The following is a 15,756-nucleotide window of genomic DNA, read 5'->3' on the forward strand; positions in this document are numbered from 1 at the left end:
GCTGAGGCGCGATGTCCTGCCCAGCCAGATCGGCAGCGCGATGGCGGCAATCACAGCCAATGTCGCCGCAGCGAGCGCGGCGCTGCTGACATTGGGGAACGGGATGTAAAGCCCCCGGCTGGTGAGGAGAAAGCCCCATCCCTCATGCGCGGCGCGCGGCGTCGGCAGATGGGTGATGACGGCATACCAGAAAAAAACCTGGAGGATCAGCGGGATGTTTCGGAAGATGTCCACATAGGTGCGGCCGAGCAGCCGGGCCAATTCGTTCGAGGATGTCCGCGCCAGGCCGACGATCGTTCCGACGATCGTCGCCAGCGTCAGGCCGATGGTTCCCAGAAACAGCGTATTGATGATCCCGATGAGGAAGTACCACCAATAAGGGTCGTTGGCCGTGGCGGGCAGCAGCGAGAAGTTCAGGTCCCAGCCCGTCGACTTGAACAGGAAGTCGAATCCGGAGGTGATCCCCTGCGCCGCCAGGTTCTGTCTGGCGATCACAATGCCGGCAAGCACCATCGCGGCGATCGAGCCGACATACAGGATCTGCAACAGTGCGTTGCGGACTTTTTGATTTCTCAGCAGGCTGACCATTCAGAAATCCTTCCCGAATTGCCGCGCGGTCCCGCCCGGCGGGAGCCGGGCGGGACCTGGAGCGGGATGCGTTCAGAACGGATCAATCAACAACCAGCGGGAACAGGACACCGCCATTGTTCCACAAATTGGTCAGTTCGCGATCCATCTTGTAGGGCGAGTCCTTGCCGAGATCGCGATCGAAGATTTCGCCGTAGTTGCCGACGTTCTTGATCACCTTGTAGGCCCAGTCGTCGGAGAGCCCGAGACCCTTGCCCATGCCTGGCGTGACGCCGAGGAATTTGGCGACCTGCGGTGAAGTCGGCTTGGCCTTTATCTCGTCGACGTTCTTCGAGGTGATGCCTTCCTGCTCGGCAAAGATCAGCGTGCTCAGCGTCCAGTTGGCGATGTCGACCCAGTTGTCGTCGCCTTGCCGCATGATCATGACTTCAGGCTCGACGGCGAGCACGTCGGGCAGGATGACATGGTCGTCGACCTTGCTCTTGGCGATGCGCGCAATGGCCAGTGTCGGACCCCACTGCGCATAAAGATCGCAGCGTCCCGAGAAATAGGCCTGCTCGAGCTCCTCGGTCTTCTCGATGAGCACCGGTTCGAGCTTGATGCCTAGCTTGGCAGTATAGGCAGCGACCTGCTGTTCCTGCGAGGTGCCGGCGGGAATGCAGATCGTGCCGCCGGCGGCATCCTTGAGCGACTTGAGGTTCAGCTCCTTGTGCGCCATCACCTTGGTGGTCCCGAGATAGTAGGACATGGAGAACTGCAGCCCAAGTTCGGTGTCGCGGCTGAGCGTGCCGCCCGAGGCCTTGACGATGATGTCGACATCGCCGGACTGCAGGGCCGGCCAGCGCTGGGCCCAGCTGATAGGAACGACTTTCAGCTTCGCAGGGTCGCCGAACACGGCCGCGGCCACCGCCTTGCAGAGGTCGATGTCCATGCCCTTCCAGTTGCCCTTGTCGTCCACCTCGGCGAAGCCGAGATAGGAGCCGTCATGGCCGGTGCAGTTCAGCATGCCGCGTGCCTTGACGGTTTCGAGCGTCTTGCCGCCGGCGGCTTCCGCCGGCGCCGCAAAATGCACGAGGCCAAGCGCCAGGGCCGAAGCCCCCCATTTCATCATTTTCATGTTCCGTCTCCACTGTTGAGGTTGTTTGGTTTCTTGTTGTTGGAGGCCCGAAAGGCGTCTTTCAGGCCTCGGTCTCGAAGCCGCTTCTAGTCGGAAAGCGGGGCCGGTTTCGGTAACGAGGAAATCGTGAGGTCGCCGCGCCAATCCTGCTGAGCCAGCCATCGGTGAAGTGCCGCGACCGCCTTCACGCGCAGATGTCCGCGCGGGACGACAAGATAGAAGCCCGGGACTTCCTCCGGCTTCATATCGGCAATGGCGTCGCGGCCGATCGGCGCGACCAGCGTGCCCGCCCGGAAATCTTCCTCGGCATCGATGACGGAAACCAAGCCCACACCTATGCCTTGCAAGGTCGCCCGGCGCATGGTCGCGGCGTCGTCGAAGCTGATGCTGCGGTCGCCATCCGTCAGTTCCACGCCAAGGTGGCGCAATATGTCCGGCCACAGACGCTTCGACTTGACGGTGTCGAGCAACGTGAACTGTGTCAGATCATGCGCCGACTTGATCCTTTCGCCGATCGCCGGCGTGCAGCAGATGATCTTCGGATCCGGCACCAGCAACGTGGTTTCATAGTCGGACCAGTTGCCGTAGCCCCACTGGACCGTCATATCGATATCGTCGCGCCCGAAATCGGGCAGGTCGACCATGGTCGTCAGGCGCAGGTCCGCGCCCGGCAAGATTTCCCGGAACAACGAAAGCCGCGGCAGAAGATAGTGCGTGGCGAAGTATGGGCTCGCATTCAGGTTGATGCGGTCCCGATAGTTCGACTTGGTGACGCGGCGAACGCCTTCGGCAAACTCGTTGAAGCCGGCTTTGACATAGTGCGACAGAAGAATGGCCGACTCGGTCAGTTCGATCGACCGGCCCTTACGCTCGAACAGCGTTACCTGGAGCGTATCCTCCAGAAGCTTGATCTGCTGTCCGACGGCCTGCGGCGTGACCAGCAATTCATCCGCCGCCTGCCGAAAGCTCTTGTGCTGCGCGACCGCGTGGAACACGCGCAGAGCATTCAGCGAGGGGAGGCGCAGCTTGCCGGTCATCGAAAATTCCGTTCCTTTCCCTGCTTGTGTTCCGGTCGGTCATGCACTGCCTCGGTCATGCACTGCCAGAGTTCAGTCGCCCGCGGCGAAAGAGGCTTAGGCGTATATGTAACCACCTGAAACAATTACGTTTTCACCGGTCATGTAAGTGTTCTTGGGGCTGCCCGTCATCAGCACCCATTCGGCAATCTCCTTTGGCTCGGCACCGCGGCCGAGCGGGCTCGCCTTGGCCAGTTCCTCCAGGAAGCCGAGCGCTTTCGCCTTCTCCGTCGCCATGCCGGCCGGCGCCACCGAATTCACCAGAATGCCGTCCTTCGCCACGTGATGGGCAAAGGATCGGGTAAGGCTGACGACGGCGGCCTTGGTCGCCGCATAGTGAGCGTTCTGCGGATGCGCCTTGAAGGCGTCGACCGAGGTCAGGTTCACGATCCGCCCGCGGACGTGGCTCTTCGGCTCCTGCGATTGCATGTGGCGAACCGCCGCCACCATCATGTGGTAGGTGCCCTTGATGTTGATGCCGTTGGAGGCATCCCAGTCGGCGTCGGTGATTTCGAGGAGCGGGCGGCGAGGGTAGATCGCGGCACAATTGATCAGCGTGTCGACGCGCCCGAGTTTCGAAACGATCGCCTCGAATGAGGCGTGGCACTGCGGGCCTACCTGGATGTCGCAAAGGGCGGTCGCGGTAGGCAGTCCGCTGGCCTTCGCGGTCGCCAGCGCGGACTCGGCGGCTTCCTGGTTGATGTCGATGATGCCGATCTTTGCCGCTCCGGCCTCGACAGCCATCTCGGCTAAGAGGGCACCGAGGCCGGCACCACCGCCAACGATCAGAACGGAAAGATCTTTCATCCCAGTTTTCCTTACTTGGTACCGCTTGGCGAGGTTGGCCAAGTCGGCATGATGTCGAAACGGGTAACGTCGGCCCACGCGGGGAGCCCAAGCACAGCGACGACCATCCTGGCCACGTCATCCGGCTGCACCACTTTGCTGGCGTACATGGCTGCGCGCGCGTTGGCGTCGAGGATGTCCTGGTAGAGCTGCGTCTCGACACGGCCGGCAACGATCTCGGTGACGCGTACGCCCGATGGGGAGAGGTCGGCGCGCAGCGCTGCTGCAAAGCCTGATATCGCCGCCTTGGTCGCTGAATAGACGGCAATGTTGGAGTATGCCGCGTGGCCCGCTGTGGAGCCGGTGAACAATACATGCCCGGACTGCCGCTCGCGCATTTGCGGGACGACGAGGCGCGTGAGCAGGATTGCCGCGCTGAGGTTCACCTCGAGCGTGGTGTCGATGTCAGCGATCTTCATATCGGCGAAGTTGCCGAGCGGCGGCATGACCCCGGCATTGTTGATCAGCACGTCGATGGTGAGATCCGCCAGGGCCGCTTCCAGGGCCTCGCGATCGGTGACGTCGACGGCAATCGGCACGATGCCGGGCCGCTGTGCCTGCAGCTCCTTGAGCGCGGCCTGGCTGCGCCCGACCGCATAGACGTCGTAGCCGGCGTCGCTCAGCGCGATCGCTATGGCCCGCCCTATGCCGCTCGTCGCACCGGTGATGAAGGCTGTCGTCACGTGGGCTTTCCTGATTGTCCGTTTTCAGTTTGCGGCCCGGGCCGATGCCGCGAAACCAAGAAAACCAGCAAAAAGGAAAGATAAACTTTCGAAAATTTCGGATGCCCCCAAAATCCCTTGGGGTGTTCGGATAACCGCAGCGCCGAAAACCCAGGGAAACGCTGGCAAACTGGCGCCTTCAGCCCTTGGGAAACCCGCGCAGCCGGTGACGGAACAAAAAACACGGCTTTCGCAATGGATGTCTAATTTTCGGCCCAGGCGCGCCGATGCGATCGAATTCGCGAGGCCTCATCCGCCCGTCGAGACAGGCCTTTTCATGTCGGTGAAAAGTGAGGCCGCCGCCGCCTTCTGCTCGGCTTCGATTGCCTCCACGCCAGAGGCTCGGGCCAGGGCGCGCACCCGCCCGAGACTGTTGTGCAGGTGTTTGCGCATGGCCTGGCGGGCGGCGCGGCCATCCTGCCTTTCGATGGCGTCGACGATTGTCTTATGTTCGCTGTGTATGCGCGCGTAGTAGCTGTCCTTGAGTTCGGGCGTGACCAGATAGCCGAGCTGGAAGCGCGGCACGATCATCGGCCCGAGATAGCTTAGGAAACCGTGGATGAATTCATTTCGTGCCGCCTTGGCGATCGCCAGGTGGAAATCATAGTCGTAGTGGATCTGGACGACGGCGGGATCGGCCTGCTGGGCGTCGACCTGTTCCATCAAGGTGCGGATCGCGCTGGCTTCCGCATCGGTGCGCCGTTCCGCGCACAATCCCGCCGACTCCACCTCGACGCTCAACCTCAGCTCGAGCAGCGCAATGGTTTCCGGCAAGGTCCTGAGCGCTTCGTCCGGTATCGAGAAGTTGCGCGGCGCCGGCGTCTCGCTGACGAACATGCCGCGCCCCTGCTGCGGCACCACCAGGCCTTCGGAACGCAGTCGCGCCACAGCTTCCCGCACCACGGTGCGGCTGACATCGTACTCGGCGCAAAGCTCCGCCTCAGTCGGCAATTGCGCGCCGGGCAGCAGCTGTCCGGAACGGATCTTCTCGGACAGGCTCTCCGCCACGACGGTGGAAAGCGGCTTGCGCTTCGTCATCAGTCTCCCTCTCGCCAGATTCGGGATGATGCCCGAACCGGCAGGACCATTCAAACCGCCGCGGTGACGATCAGCTCGACCAGCATTCCGGGCTTCGCCATCCGTCCTTCGCCCGATGAGCGCGCCGGTGCGTGCTCCCTGGGCATCCAGGCGTCCCACACCGCATTGACCTCGTCGAAATCCCTGATGTCGTCCAGCCACATCTGCACATGAAGGATGCGGGTCTTGTCCGTGCCCGCCTTGCCAAGCAGCGCATCGATCTTGCCGAGCACCTCGCGCATCTGGTCGGCCGCGGACTGGCCGGGCCTCGCGACCTGGCCGGTGAGGTAGAGCGTGCCGTTATGGATGACGCCATGGTGTATGCGGGTATCGAAGTCGAAGCGCTGGATGTCGCTCACTGGCGGGATATTGATCACTGGATTATCCTTGTCAGATAGCCGGCGTTTGCCGGATGGGATTTCCCTGCAAATATTGTGCGTAAGGCGCCTGAACCAGCCAGCCGGCGTCGACCGGCAAGGTGACGCCGGTAATCGAAGCAGCGCGCTCCGAGCAGAGGAACAATGCCGCCTCGGCGACATCGCGCGGCTCGACGAAGCGTCGCAGCGCCGTGGTGGCCTGTATGACTTCGGGGTTGCGTTCACCCCTGGCGATCTTGGTCTTCAAACCATCGGAAAGTGTATAGCCGGGCGCGACCGCATTGACGCGAACGCCATGCGGGCCGAGTTCGGCGGCGAGGATCTGGGTCAGGGCCAGGACCGCATGCTTTCCCGGCGTGTAGGCCGGCAGCGACAGCGGCGCGAAAGAGGCGAGCGAGCCGACATTCAGGATCGCGCCTCGCCGGGCGGCCGACATGAGCCGGCCAAACACCTGGCACCCCAACAGCGTGCCGCGATAATTCACCCGCCACATCTTCTCGTCCTCGTCCAGATCCTGATCAAGGACGTACTTGCCGCTCTGCAAGATGCCGGCGCAGTTGACGACGACGTGAGGCGTGCCGAACCCGTCGCTGACAATCCGTGCCAGAGCCTCGACTGAGCCGCTATCTGCGACATCTGTCTGGACAAACAGCGCACGCGGCGCGCCCGCCGCCTGGCAGGAGCCGGCCGCCTCATTGCCCCTCGTCGCATCCCGGCCGGAGACGACCACATGATAACCGTCTTCTGCGAAGCGCTGCGCGATAGCGCGTCCGATGCCGGAGGTGCCGCCGATGACGACGGCAGTCGGTGTCTCAGCCATGGCCGCGGTCCTTGCCTTCGATGTCGAAGAATTCGGACATCGCCCGGACCTGGAAATCCATCATCGGGCGTCCCGGTTGAACGCGGCAGCCGATCCCCTTGGCCGCCCGCAGCAGAGCGGTTTCCGCAGGCTCCATGATGATGTCCACAACCGTCATATCCGGGGTCAGCCGGCTGACATCAAGCGGCAGCGGATCGCCGGCATGCATGCCGACAGGTGTGGCGTTGATCGCCATATGCATGCCGGAAGGCTCGGCCTCTCCGACCTGGATGCGGCATTTCGGGAACGCGCGGCCAACCAGCGCCGCCAGTTTCCCGGCACGCGCCGTATCGATGTCGGTAAGGCGGATTTCGTCGGCGCCGGCTTCCGCGAGACAATAGGCGAGCGAAGCACCGGCGCCACCGGCACCGACTTGAAGAATGCGGCGGCCGGCGATCTGATGTCCGTTCGCCTTGAGCGCATCGATGAAGCCGACGCCGTCGAAATTGTCGGCATACCAGCTGCCGTCCGGCAGCCGTCGCACCGAGTTGGCGCTTTCCACCCGCGCGGCGCGGTCATGCGCGGCGGAGCATTTGTGGTAGACCGCAACCTTGTACGGCACCGAGATGATCACGCCCCTGATATTCTCGGCTGCCGTGATGCCGGCCCAGAAGGTCTCGAAATCCTCCGGGCGGCAGCTCAAGGGCACCATGAGGCTGTCGAGGCCCTTCTGCTCGAAGATCTCGTTGAATATGCCGGGGCTCTTGGCGTGGGCCACGGGATGGGCCAGCATCACGAAGATCTCGGCCTTGCCGGTTCCGCGCATCGGTTTTTACTCCTTTTCTTTTGACAGTTCGTGGCCGTTGAGGATCTCCAGCGCCCGGACGAGAGACGAGTGATCGGCCTCGGCGCCACCTGGATGGGCCGAACAGGCATTCATCAGTTGCTGCGCCATGGCGGTGTTCGGCAGCGCCACGCCAAGGGCGCGGGCACTGTCAAGGGCCAGGTTGAGATCCTTCTGGTGGAGCTTGATGCGAAAGCCTGGGGCGAAGGTCCGGTCGATCATGCGCTGGCCATGCACTTCCAGGACGCGGGAAGCGGCGAAGCCACCCATCAGGGCGCCGCGAACCTTCGCCGGGTCGCACCCGGCCTTGCTGGCGAAGACAAGCGCTTCGGCCACGGCCTCGATGTTGAGCGCAACGATGATCTGGTTGGCGATCTTGCAGGTCTGCCCGGCGCCATTCTGCTCACCGATCAAAGTGACGTTCTTGCCGAGTGTCTCAAAGATCGGCAGCGCCCGCTCGAACTCGGCGGCCGGGCCACCGACCATGATGGTGAGGCTTGCCGCCTTGGCGCCGACCTCGCCGCCCGAGACCGGGGCGTCGAGATAGCCGGCTCCCTTCTCTCGCAGTTTCGCCGCGAACGCCGCCGTGGCGATGGGGCTGATCGAGCTCATGTCGATGACCAGCTTGCCGGCTGACAGTCCTTCCAGGACGCCGTCCTCGCCCAACAGGACGCGTTCGACGTCAGGCGTGTCGGGCAGCATGGTGACGATGATCTCGGAGCGCCGTGCCACTTCGGCGGCGGACGCGACCACCGATGCGGTCAGGCCCTGCGGTAGAGGGGAGCGATTGAGAACGGTGACGATCTCATGCCCGGCATCGGCCAGGTGGCGCGCCATCGGTGCTCCCATGACGCCAAGCCCGATGAACCCGATCCTCATTCTCCAGCTCCCATTCGAAAGTCCGTACATCGCATCTTGCAGCGTTTTGCAGCCATATGATATAGGACATCATACAAATTTCAATCCAGATGATTGGAGATGATCGCAAGATGCAAGAACGCCTCAACACGCTGAAAGCTGCCACAGCGGCTGGCCGGGCTCACATCGGCATCTGGTGCTCGCTGGCTTCGGCGCTCACCACGGAGATCGTCGCCGGCTCCGGAGCCGATTGGGTGCTGATCGACGGCGAGCACAGCCCCAACCATCTGCGCAGCATCATGGCGCAGCTTCAGGTGATGGGCGGCTTCGACAGCGAGGCTGTCGTCAGGCTGCCCTCCGACGATCCCAATCTGATCAAGCAGGCGCTGGATATCGGCGCACGCAGCCTGATGATCCCCAATGTACGAACCGCCGATCAGGCCCGCGCCATCGTCGCGGCCATGACCTATGCGCCCGGCGGATTTCGCGGCTTCTCGGTCGGTCACCGCGCCAACGCCTTCGGCCGCATCGCCGGCTACCACGCCAAAGCGCGTGAGCAGCAACTTCTCGCCGTGCAGATCGAGGATCAATTGGGCGTGGCGAATGCCGCCGAGATCGCGGCGGTCGACGGCGTCGACGTTCTCTTCGTCGGTCCCGGCGATCTTTCCACCAATATGGGCGCGATGGGCAATCCCGGCGCGGCACATGTCCAGAAGGCAATCTCGTCCGTGCGCCAGGCCGCAACGGCGGCAGGCAAGGCAAGCGGCATCCTGGCGCCGGCGAAGGCCGATGCCGACCGCTACCTTGCCGAAGGCTTCACCATGGTTGCCGTCGGTTCGGACCTTGGCCTTCTTGCGCGGGGCTCGGATGCCCTGATCGCTTTGTTCAACCAGTAGCTTGGAGTCGGAGCCATGGCGATCCCGCCTTACAAAGCGCCATCGCGCAACGCCTACGACATCGTCATCGTCGGCGGAGCGGTTGTCGGCTCGTCCACGGCCTACTGGCTTAGCCAGGCGCTGGGCAGCGGTGCCTCGATCCTCGTGGTCGAGCGCGATAGCAGTTACGAGTTTTCATCGACGGCGCTGTCCACCAGCGCGATCCGGCAGCAATATTCCAATCCGATCAATGTGAAGATCAGCCAGTTCGGCATCGAGATCATCCGCGGATTTCAGGAGCGCATGGCACCCTTCTACAGGGACGAACCGGCGCCCAACCTCGGCTTCAAGGAGCATGGATATCTTTACTGCTGTTCACCCGACGGCGTCGAAGCGGCCCGCGAGCGCGTCGATCTGCAGCGCAGTTTTGGGGCCCACACAGTGTTCCTCGAGCCGGGCCCGCTGAAGGATCGCTTCCCCTGGCTCAATGTGGAGGATCTCGGTGGCGGTTCCTGGGGGGCTAGGGAAGAGGGCTGGTTCGATTCCGTGGGGCTGATGAACGGTTTCCGCCGCGCCGCCCGCGCCAGCGGCGTCGAGTATATCGACAATGCAGCGACAGGGCTGGATATTGCCGATGGACGGGTCATCTCGGTGCGCCTCGCGACCGGACAGACGGTTCGTTGCGGAACATTGGTCAACGCCGCGGGCCCGCGCGCGCAGCAGGTGGCAGCCATGGCCGGCCTGTCGATCCCGGTCGCGCCCTACAAGCGCTACAGCTTCGTCTTCGCCAGCGCCAACCCGATCCCCGGCCGGATGCCCAATGTCATCGACCTTTCCGGAACATTCGTGCGTCCCGAAGGCGAGCTTTTTCTCACCGGCAACACGCCGCAGGGCGACGGACCGGCCGGCTACGACGACTTTGAAATGCATCATGAAGAGTTCGACGACTACATCTGGCCGGCACTCTGGCACCGCATTCCGTCTTTCGACGCACTCAAGGTCCAGACCAGTTGGACCGGCCACTACGAGTACAACATGCTCGACCACAACGGCATCGTCGGCTTCCACCCGCAGGTGACCAATTTCATGTTTGCCAACGGCTTCTCGGGGCACGGGCTGCAACAGTCGCCAGCCGTGGGCCGGGGAGTTTCAGAACTTATCGTTCACGGGGCTTTCCAGACGCTCGATCTGTCGCCATTCTGTTACGAGCGCATAGAGCGCAACGAACCGTTCCTCGAGGAAGCGGTGATCTAGGGCGAGACGATCGAACACCCCGTTTTGATTTGGCGAAGCAATTCATCACGGGACGTCGGTCGTGTTCGAGATTGCACCAAGTACAAGCGCCCCGGTTGTCCTCCTGGCCTCGATATCGCGATGAGCGTCGGCAGCCTGCGCCAGATCATATTGCCTGGGCGCGCCGATCTTGATCACACCTAGGTGCAAACTGGCGGAGAGAGCGGGATTCGAACCCGCGTTACGGTCTCCCGTAAACACACTTTCCAGGCGTGCGCCTTCAACCACTCGGCCACCTCTCCGTCCATGCATGTCGCGTCGGCCGGTTTTGCCGCGCGGATTGGGGAGATGCACCTCCCTTGGGGCAAGGCGGAACTTCCGCCGCCGGCGCCGCCAACCAGCGAACGCCCTTCCCCGCACCTGGGCCGTCGAAGCAACAGGCGCGGGGCTCATCTAGTCGATCCGGCGCCGAATGCCAAGCCATAACGGCAGTCTATTCGCTTTGCCGGCCACACAGTGTTTCACAAGGCGGCCGGCATGCCCGTTTTTACGGGCGCCGCCGCTGCAATGGTGTGCACAGGCACGACCGCCGGGCCGGCCGCCCTTGACTTCCCCCGGAGTTGCCTGTCGGGTGCCGAGGCTTTGCGGGGGCATCGTGCGGACATGACATCGAGCAATGGACAGACGCCAGTCAGGCGGCCGGACAGCGGGCTGTCCTTCGTGCCGGTGGGCTGGCTCGTCTTCGTCATGGCGTGGTCGGTCTACGGCCTGATCTCCGTCTGGCCCGCGATCGGCGCCACCGGCCTGCCAGACAGCGTGTTTTACCTTATCTATGGCGGGCTCGCCGTCGACATCATCACCATCCTGTGGGGGCTTTACCTGCTCGGCTTCGCCTTCGGCCGCTCGGCCCGCTTCCGGCGCCAGTTCACCATCTGGCAGGTCGCCACAATCGTCTGGCTGGTGGCCTGGCAGGCCTGTGCACTGACGATTTCGGATTTCGTCTTTTCGGGCCAGGCACTTGCCATCACCGCTGCTCAAATCGCCATCGGGTTCCTCTGCATCTATCTGCTGCGCCGTGGATCCGAAGCCGATGCCGTTTATGTCAATCCGGAAACCGAAAGCCCGCCTGTCTTCGTCTCGGTCGTCGCCGCGCTGCTCGGCATCGTCCTGGGCGCGGTCATCGGCGCCGTGGGCGGATTCGCCATCGGCTCGGTGATCGCTGATGCCACCGAGATGAGCTGTTTCGAGGGCGCCTGCGGCTATTTCGCCGTGTTCACCGGCCTGGCCGGCCTGGTGATCGGCGCCATTGGCGGCGGCGTTTTTGCCGTCTGGCGTGTCCATCGGCGCAAAAGGAAGCCGGCCGCATAATTCGCGCAGGGCAACGAATCCGGGTTCACCCGGTCTTTGAAGACTTGGCCGGCACGTCGGTTTGCGAGGCACCAAACGCAAAAACCCGCCTGTGCGGCGGGTCGTCGGCGCAAGTCAGCACCATGCCGAAATTGTTAGCATAGCTGCCCTCACATGTCAATGAAAAGCTACCCGACCGACTGTCGTCCGGCCTTCTGTTGACCTGAGTTTGGAGTCTGCAAATTCGCGTATGGCGATTGCGATCCAGCCATGCGCATTCTATCTCTGAAAGGCCCCTCGGGAGGGGACCAGCCCGGAGGAGGGTTCTGATGTTTCGCTTCGTCTTTCGTCTTGCCGCAATGATCGCGCTGTCGATTTCCGTCATCATGGCGGTGCTCGACGCGACACGCACCGTGGCGGCCTCCGTGCTGGTGCTGACCCCGCTCAACACCAGTTGGCTGGCGGTCTCGCCCGACACGAGGGCCGCCTTCGAAACCTTCATCCGAACCAAGGCCAGCCCGCTGCTGTGGGACGGCGCCGTCGCCTGGGTGCTGAACCAGCCGGGCTTCGCCGTGTTCGCGGTGCTGGCTTTCCTGCTCTATGCGATAGGCTACAGGCGGCCACCGCGTGCTGGTCAGTTCGCCGCCACCTAGAGCATCGGACCCAAAAGCGGTTGCCGGTTTTTGGATATCCGATGCTCAAACAAAGCCGCCGTCATGCGGCTTCTTGCGTTTCACCCGGAGAGGAGCCGCGCATGTTCTTTCTCAGCGACATGCTGAACAAAAAGCTCAATCTGCCGAAGTCCTCCGAGGCCCTGCCGGGCCGCGCCAAGGCGATCCCGACCGCATCCAGACACAAGGTCTTGAAAAGACCGCTCAAAGGTCCTTATCCCGAGAGGCTGGAGATGGCGATGTTCGGACTGGGCTGCTTCTGGGGAGCGGAGCGGCTGTTCTGGCAGATCGAAGGCGTCTGGGTCACGGCCGCCGGCTATGCCGGCGGCTTCACGCCCAATCCGACCTATCAGGAGACCTGCACAGGGCTTACCGGCCACGCCGAAGTGGTGCTGGTGGTCCATGACCCCGAGATCGTCTCCTATGCTGGGCTTCTGAAGCTATTCTGGGAAAGCCACGACCCCACGCAAGGCATGCGCCAGGGCAATGATGTCGGCACCGCCTATCGCTCCGCGATCTACACGAGCGACGAGGCGCAATTGTCGGCGGCGAGCGCCTCGCGCGATGCGTATGAGACCTCGCTGCGCGGTGCCGGTCACGGCAGGATCACCACCGAGATCGCGCCGGCGGCCGAATTCTACTTCGCCGAATCCGATCACCAGCAATATCTGGCGAAGAACCCTTACGGCACGTGCAACCTCAAAGGCACCGGCGTCGCTTGCGTCATCCCTGTCACCGCGTCCAAGTAACACTTGGCGCAAGGACAAGCTGCGGTGCGGCTTGCCCGCATCAAGCGTTTCCAAAAGGTCAAAATTCCGCGTGAATTTTGTTTCGGGCCATGCCAGATTGCCGCCGAGCGGGAGGGAGTACACTCCTGGCTGACGTCGCATGCCTGCCGGAGAACCGGGCAGGCATGCGGTGCATAACGGAAAAAATAACCGACAGGGTGTGGATCACATGAAACGTATCGTTCTCGGCCTCCTGGCCGCAACCGCAATGGTTCTTCCGGCTTTCGCCGCGGATGTCCAGCCGGCCATCCTCTATGATCTCGGCGGCAAGTTCGACAAATCCTTCAACGAGGCTGCCTACAACGGCGCCGAGAAATTCAAGACGGAAACCGGCACGGCCTACGTCGAATTCGAGGTCTCCAATGCCTCGCAGCGTGAGCAGGCGCTGCGCCGCTTCGCCGAGGACGGCCGCAACCCGATCGTCATGGCCGGCTTTGCCTGGACGGACGCGCTGACCAAGGTCGCCGCCGAATATCCCGACCTGAACTTCGCCATCATCGACGACCAGGTCGATCTGCCGAACGTGCGGTCGCTGAAGTTCAAGGAACAGGAGGGCTCCTACCTCGTCGGCATCCTGGCGGCGATGGCCTCTAAGTCCAAGAAGGTCTCCTTCGTTGGCGGCATGGATATCCCGCTGATCCGCAAGTTCGAATGCGGCTATGTCGGCGGCGCTAAGTCGGCTGGTGCGACTGATGTCATCCAGAACATGACCGGCGACACGCCGGCTGCCTGGAACGATCCGGCCAAGGGCGGCGAGATCGCCAAGACGCAGATCGACCAGGGCTCCGACGTGATCTACGCCGCGGCAGGCGGCACCGGCGTCGGCGTGCTGCAGGCGGCGGCAGATGCCGGCAAGCTCGGCATCGGCGTCGATTCCAACCAGAACGGCCTGCAACCGGGCAAGGTGCTGACCTCGATGCTGAAGCGCGTCGACGTCGCCGTCTACACCGCCTTCATGGACGGCAAGAACGGCACCTTCAAGGGCGGAGTCGAGAATCTGGGCCTCAAGGAAGGCGGCGTCGACTACGCCATGGACGACAACAACAAGGCGCTGGTGACGGACGAGATGAAGGCGGCCGTCGAAAAGGCCAAGGCCGACATCATTGCCGGCAAGACCGAAGTGCACGACTATACGGCTGACAACGCTTGCCCCTATTGAGCGGCACGAACACACAGACATGATCTACAAACCGCCGGGCGCCAGCCCGGCGGTTTTGCCTTTATCAGTTCGAGCGAAACGTTCGCTCCGTGCCGGCCACCGTTTCGGGATACAGATGCAGCCAAAGATCGCACCCATGGGCGAGCACGACGTAGCAGCGGTAGCCCAGCTGCGCCTGGCCACGTTTTTCGAGGGAACCGGAAGGACGCTCGGGGAAGATGCGGCAGGGCTTCGTGGCTTGATCGCCGGTGACGGCTTCGAGGCGGCATTCGTGGCCCGGATCGGCGACACCCCGGTCGGGACATGCCTGCTGGTCCGCCACGAACTGGAGCCCGCACATGATCTGACGCCATGGCTGGCCGGGTTGGTTGTCGATGCAAGGTATCGACGCCGAGGCATCGCCACCGCGCTGGTCAAGGCAACGGAAGCCCATGCGGCGTCACGGGGCGTCGAGATGCTCCATCTCTACACATGGGATGCGCGTGATTTTTACGCGGCTCTCGGCTGGGATACCGTTGAGATATGCGGCTCGGACGGCGAGAAGATGGCGCTGATGTCGCGCCGGCCTCGCCTATAGCAGCTTCGCGACGAGACAGCCCAGCGCGAACGCCACCATCAGCCCGGCGGCAACGACAACTCCGCGCCGGCCGCCAAGCGCGTGCACGCCAATGCCGTATGGTGGCCGGGACAGGCTTCGGATCACCGTGCGCGGTTTGACCTCATTGCCGCCGAGCTCGACGCTGCGCATCTGAGGTAACTCGGCTAGGCGTTGGGTAACCAGTTCCCAATGCCTGCCAGGCAGCAGGCCGCGTTTTCCGTAACGGTCGAAGAAATACATCTGCTCGGCAAGTCGCGCGACCGCGTCGCGGAAGGCGGGATCGACCTCCAGGTCACGTTCGGCCCGTTCGCGGTCTTTGTCGTTCATAAGACCGAGCACATATTCGCCGGCCCGCGCGATGCGATCGCTTTCACTGACCAAGGCGTGCACCTTCCCTTTCCTCACCAGTGCGGTGGCCTGGTTACCGGCACCTCATCTCCTGTCTGCTCCTCCAGCGCCAGGAAGCGATCCGTCAGCGCGTCCAGCTTGCGCTGCATGCGCTCGATCACTTTCCACTGCTCGGCGATCTGGCCGGACAGTTCCTCGATGATCTTCTCCTGCTCGGCGGCGCGTATTTCCAGCGTCGTCAGCCGGTCGGCGGGCGTGATCATGTGAATTCCCCAGTCTCACCGCGATGTCGTTCACCGCGATGTCTTGCGCCGTGATGCGAATTTCGGCGCCGTCATACTAGCGAATGTGAAGGCCCCGGCCACGTTGCAAATTGACAAGCGCACCGGGATTTGTCGAGAGTGAACCGGCTCCGGCAATTGGCACGGGCGGA

General features: G+C 63.0%; 19 protein-coding genes and 1 tRNA gene. 7 read left to right on the plus strand and 13 right to left on the minus strand.

The genetic code is table 11. The features are described from left to right. The 10 genes from EOB49_RS37255 to EOB49_RS01410 form a co-directional block, all read right to left on the minus strand. The coding region (locus EOB49_RS37255) for an ABC transporter permease subunit (protein WP_245472393.1) at positions 1 to 588 on the minus strand (588 nt) is incomplete at its 3' end. Positions 589 to 670: 82 nt separating this feature from the next. Next, positions 671 to 1,705: an amino acid ABC transporter substrate-binding protein gene (locus tag EOB49_RS01370; RefSeq protein WP_127267661.1), complete on the minus strand. Its 1,035-nt coding sequence runs from the start codon at positions 1,703 to 1,705 to the stop codon at positions 671 to 673. Positions 1,706 to 1,791: 86 nt separating this feature from the next. Next, a complete protein-coding gene (locus EOB49_RS01375) occupies positions 1,792 to 2,742 on the minus strand; it encodes a LysR substrate-binding domain-containing protein (protein ID WP_023810154.1) in 951 nt (316 codons plus the stop codon). Between the two features lie 96 nt (positions 2,743 to 2,838). Beyond that, on the minus strand, positions 2,839 to 3,588 hold the full coding sequence (locus tag EOB49_RS01380) for an SDR family oxidoreductase (protein ID WP_127329461.1): 750 nt from the start codon (positions 3,586 to 3,588) through the stop codon (positions 2,839 to 2,841). 11 nt (positions 3,589 to 3,599) lie between these two features. After that, complete coding sequence (locus EOB49_RS01385) at positions 3,600 to 4,310, minus strand: SDR family oxidoreductase (protein WP_127321703.1); 711 nt, start codon at positions 4,308 to 4,310, stop codon at positions 3,600 to 3,602. 288 nt (positions 4,311 to 4,598) lie between these two features. After that, positions 4,599 to 5,387 (minus strand): FadR/GntR family transcriptional regulator, encoded by a 789-nt coding sequence (locus EOB49_RS01390; RefSeq protein WP_164761873.1) that lies wholly within the window; start codon positions 5,385 to 5,387, stop codon positions 4,599 to 4,601. Between the two features lie 50 nt (positions 5,388 to 5,437). Then, a complete protein-coding gene (locus EOB49_RS01395; RefSeq protein ID WP_127379969.1) occupies positions 5,438 to 5,785 on the minus strand; it encodes a RidA family protein in 348 nt (115 codons plus the stop codon). A gap of 31 nt (positions 5,786 to 5,816) precedes the next feature. Continuing rightward, positions 5,817 to 6,623: an SDR family oxidoreductase gene (locus EOB49_RS01400; RefSeq protein WP_127379925.1), complete on the minus strand. Its 807-nt coding sequence runs from the start codon at positions 6,621 to 6,623 to the stop codon at positions 5,817 to 5,819. After that, the gene (locus EOB49_RS01405; protein WP_127268820.1) at positions 6,616 to 7,428 is read right to left on the minus strand and encodes a shikimate dehydrogenase; all 813 of its coding nucleotides are present in this window, start codon (positions 7,426 to 7,428) and stop codon (positions 6,616 to 6,618) included. The genes EOB49_RS01400 and EOB49_RS01405 overlap by 8 nt, the downstream gene beginning before the upstream one ends. Positions 7,429 to 7,434: 6 nt before the next feature. Then, the gene (locus EOB49_RS01410; protein WP_127379926.1) at positions 7,435 to 8,325 is read right to left on the minus strand and encodes a 2-hydroxy-3-oxopropionate reductase; all 891 of its coding nucleotides are present in this window, start codon (positions 8,323 to 8,325) and stop codon (positions 7,435 to 7,437) included. A gap of 110 nt (positions 8,326 to 8,435) precedes the next feature. Here EOB49_RS01410 and EOB49_RS01415 point away from each other — a divergent pair, with 110 nt between their 5' ends. Further along, entirely contained in the window at positions 8,436 to 9,200 is a 765-nt protein-coding gene (locus tag EOB49_RS01415; protein WP_127379927.1) for an HpcH/HpaI aldolase/citrate lyase family protein, read from the plus strand. 15 nt (positions 9,201 to 9,215) lie between these two features. Beyond that, on the plus strand, positions 9,216 to 10,433 hold the full coding sequence (locus EOB49_RS01420; RefSeq protein WP_127379928.1) for an FAD-dependent oxidoreductase: 1,218 nt from the start codon (positions 9,216 to 9,218) through the stop codon (positions 10,431 to 10,433). A 191-nt stretch (positions 10,434 to 10,624) separates the two neighbouring features. On the opposite strand, the gene EOB49_RS01425 is transcribed toward EOB49_RS01420, so the two are convergent. Further along, positions 10,625 to 10,714: transfer RNA gene (locus EOB49_RS01425), tRNA-Ser, on the minus strand. A 235-nt stretch (positions 10,715 to 10,949) separates the two neighbouring features. Between EOB49_RS01425 and EOB49_RS01430 the strand changes: the two genes are divergently transcribed. The 5 genes from EOB49_RS01430 (at position 10,950) to EOB49_RS01450 (ending at position 14,954) form a co-directional block, all read left to right on the plus strand. Continuing rightward, positions 10,950 to 11,780 carry a hypothetical protein gene (locus EOB49_RS01430; RefSeq protein ID WP_127379929.1) on the plus strand — a complete coding sequence of 277 codons (831 nt, stop codon included), beginning with the start codon at positions 10,950 to 10,952 and terminating at the stop codon, positions 11,778 to 11,780. A gap of 308 nt (positions 11,781 to 12,088) precedes the next feature. Continuing rightward, entirely contained in the window at positions 12,089 to 12,412 is a 324-nt protein-coding gene (locus tag EOB49_RS01435) for a hypothetical protein (protein WP_127266916.1), read from the plus strand. Positions 12,413 to 12,513: 101 nt separating this feature from the next. Next, positions 12,514 to 13,179: a peptide-methionine (S)-S-oxide reductase MsrA gene (gene msrA, locus EOB49_RS01440; protein WP_127379930.1), complete on the plus strand. Its 666-nt coding sequence runs from the start codon at positions 12,514 to 12,516 to the stop codon at positions 13,177 to 13,179. 208 nt (positions 13,180 to 13,387) lie between these two features. Continuing rightward, the gene (locus EOB49_RS01445) at positions 13,388 to 14,377 is read left to right on the plus strand and encodes a BMP family ABC transporter substrate-binding protein (RefSeq protein WP_127266918.1); all 990 of its coding nucleotides are present in this window, start codon (positions 13,388 to 13,390) and stop codon (positions 14,375 to 14,377) included. A 19-nt stretch (positions 14,378 to 14,396) separates the two neighbouring features. After that, complete coding sequence (locus EOB49_RS01450; RefSeq protein ID WP_245472396.1) at positions 14,397 to 14,954, plus strand: GNAT family N-acetyltransferase; 558 nt, start codon at positions 14,397 to 14,399, stop codon at positions 14,952 to 14,954. On the opposite strand, the gene EOB49_RS01455 is transcribed toward EOB49_RS01450, so the two are convergent. Then, positions 14,949 to 15,356, minus strand: a complete 408-nt coding sequence (locus EOB49_RS01455; RefSeq protein WP_127322635.1) for a hypothetical protein — start codon at positions 15,354 to 15,356, stop codon at positions 14,949 to 14,951. The genes EOB49_RS01450 and EOB49_RS01455 overlap by 6 nt on opposite strands. A 20-nt stretch (positions 15,357 to 15,376) precedes the next feature. Then, complete coding sequence (locus EOB49_RS01460) at positions 15,377 to 15,583, minus strand: SlyX family protein (protein WP_206526079.1); 207 nt, start codon at positions 15,581 to 15,583, stop codon at positions 15,377 to 15,379. Positions 15,584 to 15,756 lie beyond the last annotated feature (173 nt).

The sequence above is a fragment of the Mesorhizobium sp. M7A.F.Ca.MR.148.00.0.0 genome, from assembly GCF_003997735.1.
GTDB lineage: Bacteria > Pseudomonadota > Alphaproteobacteria > Rhizobiales > Rhizobiaceae > Mesorhizobium.

Excerpts from the sequence above, each read along its gene's own strand:
- EOB49_RS01370 (WP_127267661.1), bottom strand. The coding sequence starts at position 1,705 with ATGAAAATGATGAAATGGGGGGCTTCGGCCCTGGCGCTTGGCCTCGTG.
- EOB49_RS01375 (WP_023810154.1), bottom strand. The coding sequence starts at position 2,742 with ATGACCGGCAAGCTGCGCCTCCCCTCGCTGAATGCTCTGCGCGTGTTC.
- EOB49_RS01380 (WP_127329461.1), bottom strand. The coding sequence starts at position 3,588 with ATGAAAGATCTTTCCGTTCTGATCGTTGGCGGTGGTGCCGGCCTCGGT.
- EOB49_RS01390 (WP_164761873.1), bottom strand. The coding sequence starts at position 5,387 with ATGACGAAGCGCAAGCCGCTTTCCACCGTCGTGGCGGAGAGCCTGTCC.
- EOB49_RS01400 (WP_127379925.1), bottom strand. The coding sequence starts at position 6,623 with ATGGCTGAGACACCGACTGCCGTCGTCATCGGCGGCACCTCCGGCATC.
- EOB49_RS01405 (WP_127268820.1), bottom strand. The coding sequence starts at position 7,428 with ATGCGCGGAACCGGCAAGGCCGAGATCTTCGTGATGCTGGCCCATCCC.
- EOB49_RS01410 (WP_127379926.1), bottom strand. The coding sequence starts at position 8,325 with ATGAGGATCGGGTTCATCGGGCTTGGCGTCATGGGAGCACCGATGGCG.
- EOB49_RS01415 (WP_127379927.1), top strand. The coding sequence starts at position 8,436 with ATGCAAGAACGCCTCAACACGCTGAAAGCTGCCACAGCGGCTGGCCGG.
- EOB49_RS01420 (WP_127379928.1), top strand. The coding sequence starts at position 9,216 with ATGGCGATCCCGCCTTACAAAGCGCCATCGCGCAACGCCTACGACATC.
- EOB49_RS01430 (WP_127379929.1), top strand. The coding sequence starts at position 10,950 with ATGCCCGTTTTTACGGGCGCCGCCGCTGCAATGGTGTGCACAGGCACG.
- EOB49_RS01435 (WP_127266916.1), top strand. The coding sequence starts at position 12,089 with ATGTTTCGCTTCGTCTTTCGTCTTGCCGCAATGATCGCGCTGTCGATT.
- msrA (WP_127379930.1), top strand. The coding sequence starts at position 12,514 with ATGTTCTTTCTCAGCGACATGCTGAACAAAAAGCTCAATCTGCCGAAG.
- EOB49_RS01445 (WP_127266918.1), top strand. The coding sequence starts at position 13,388 with ATGAAACGTATCGTTCTCGGCCTCCTGGCCGCAACCGCAATGGTTCTT.
- EOB49_RS01450 (WP_245472396.1), top strand. The coding sequence starts at position 14,397 with ATGATCTACAAACCGCCGGGCGCCAGCCCGGCGGTTTTGCCTTTATCA.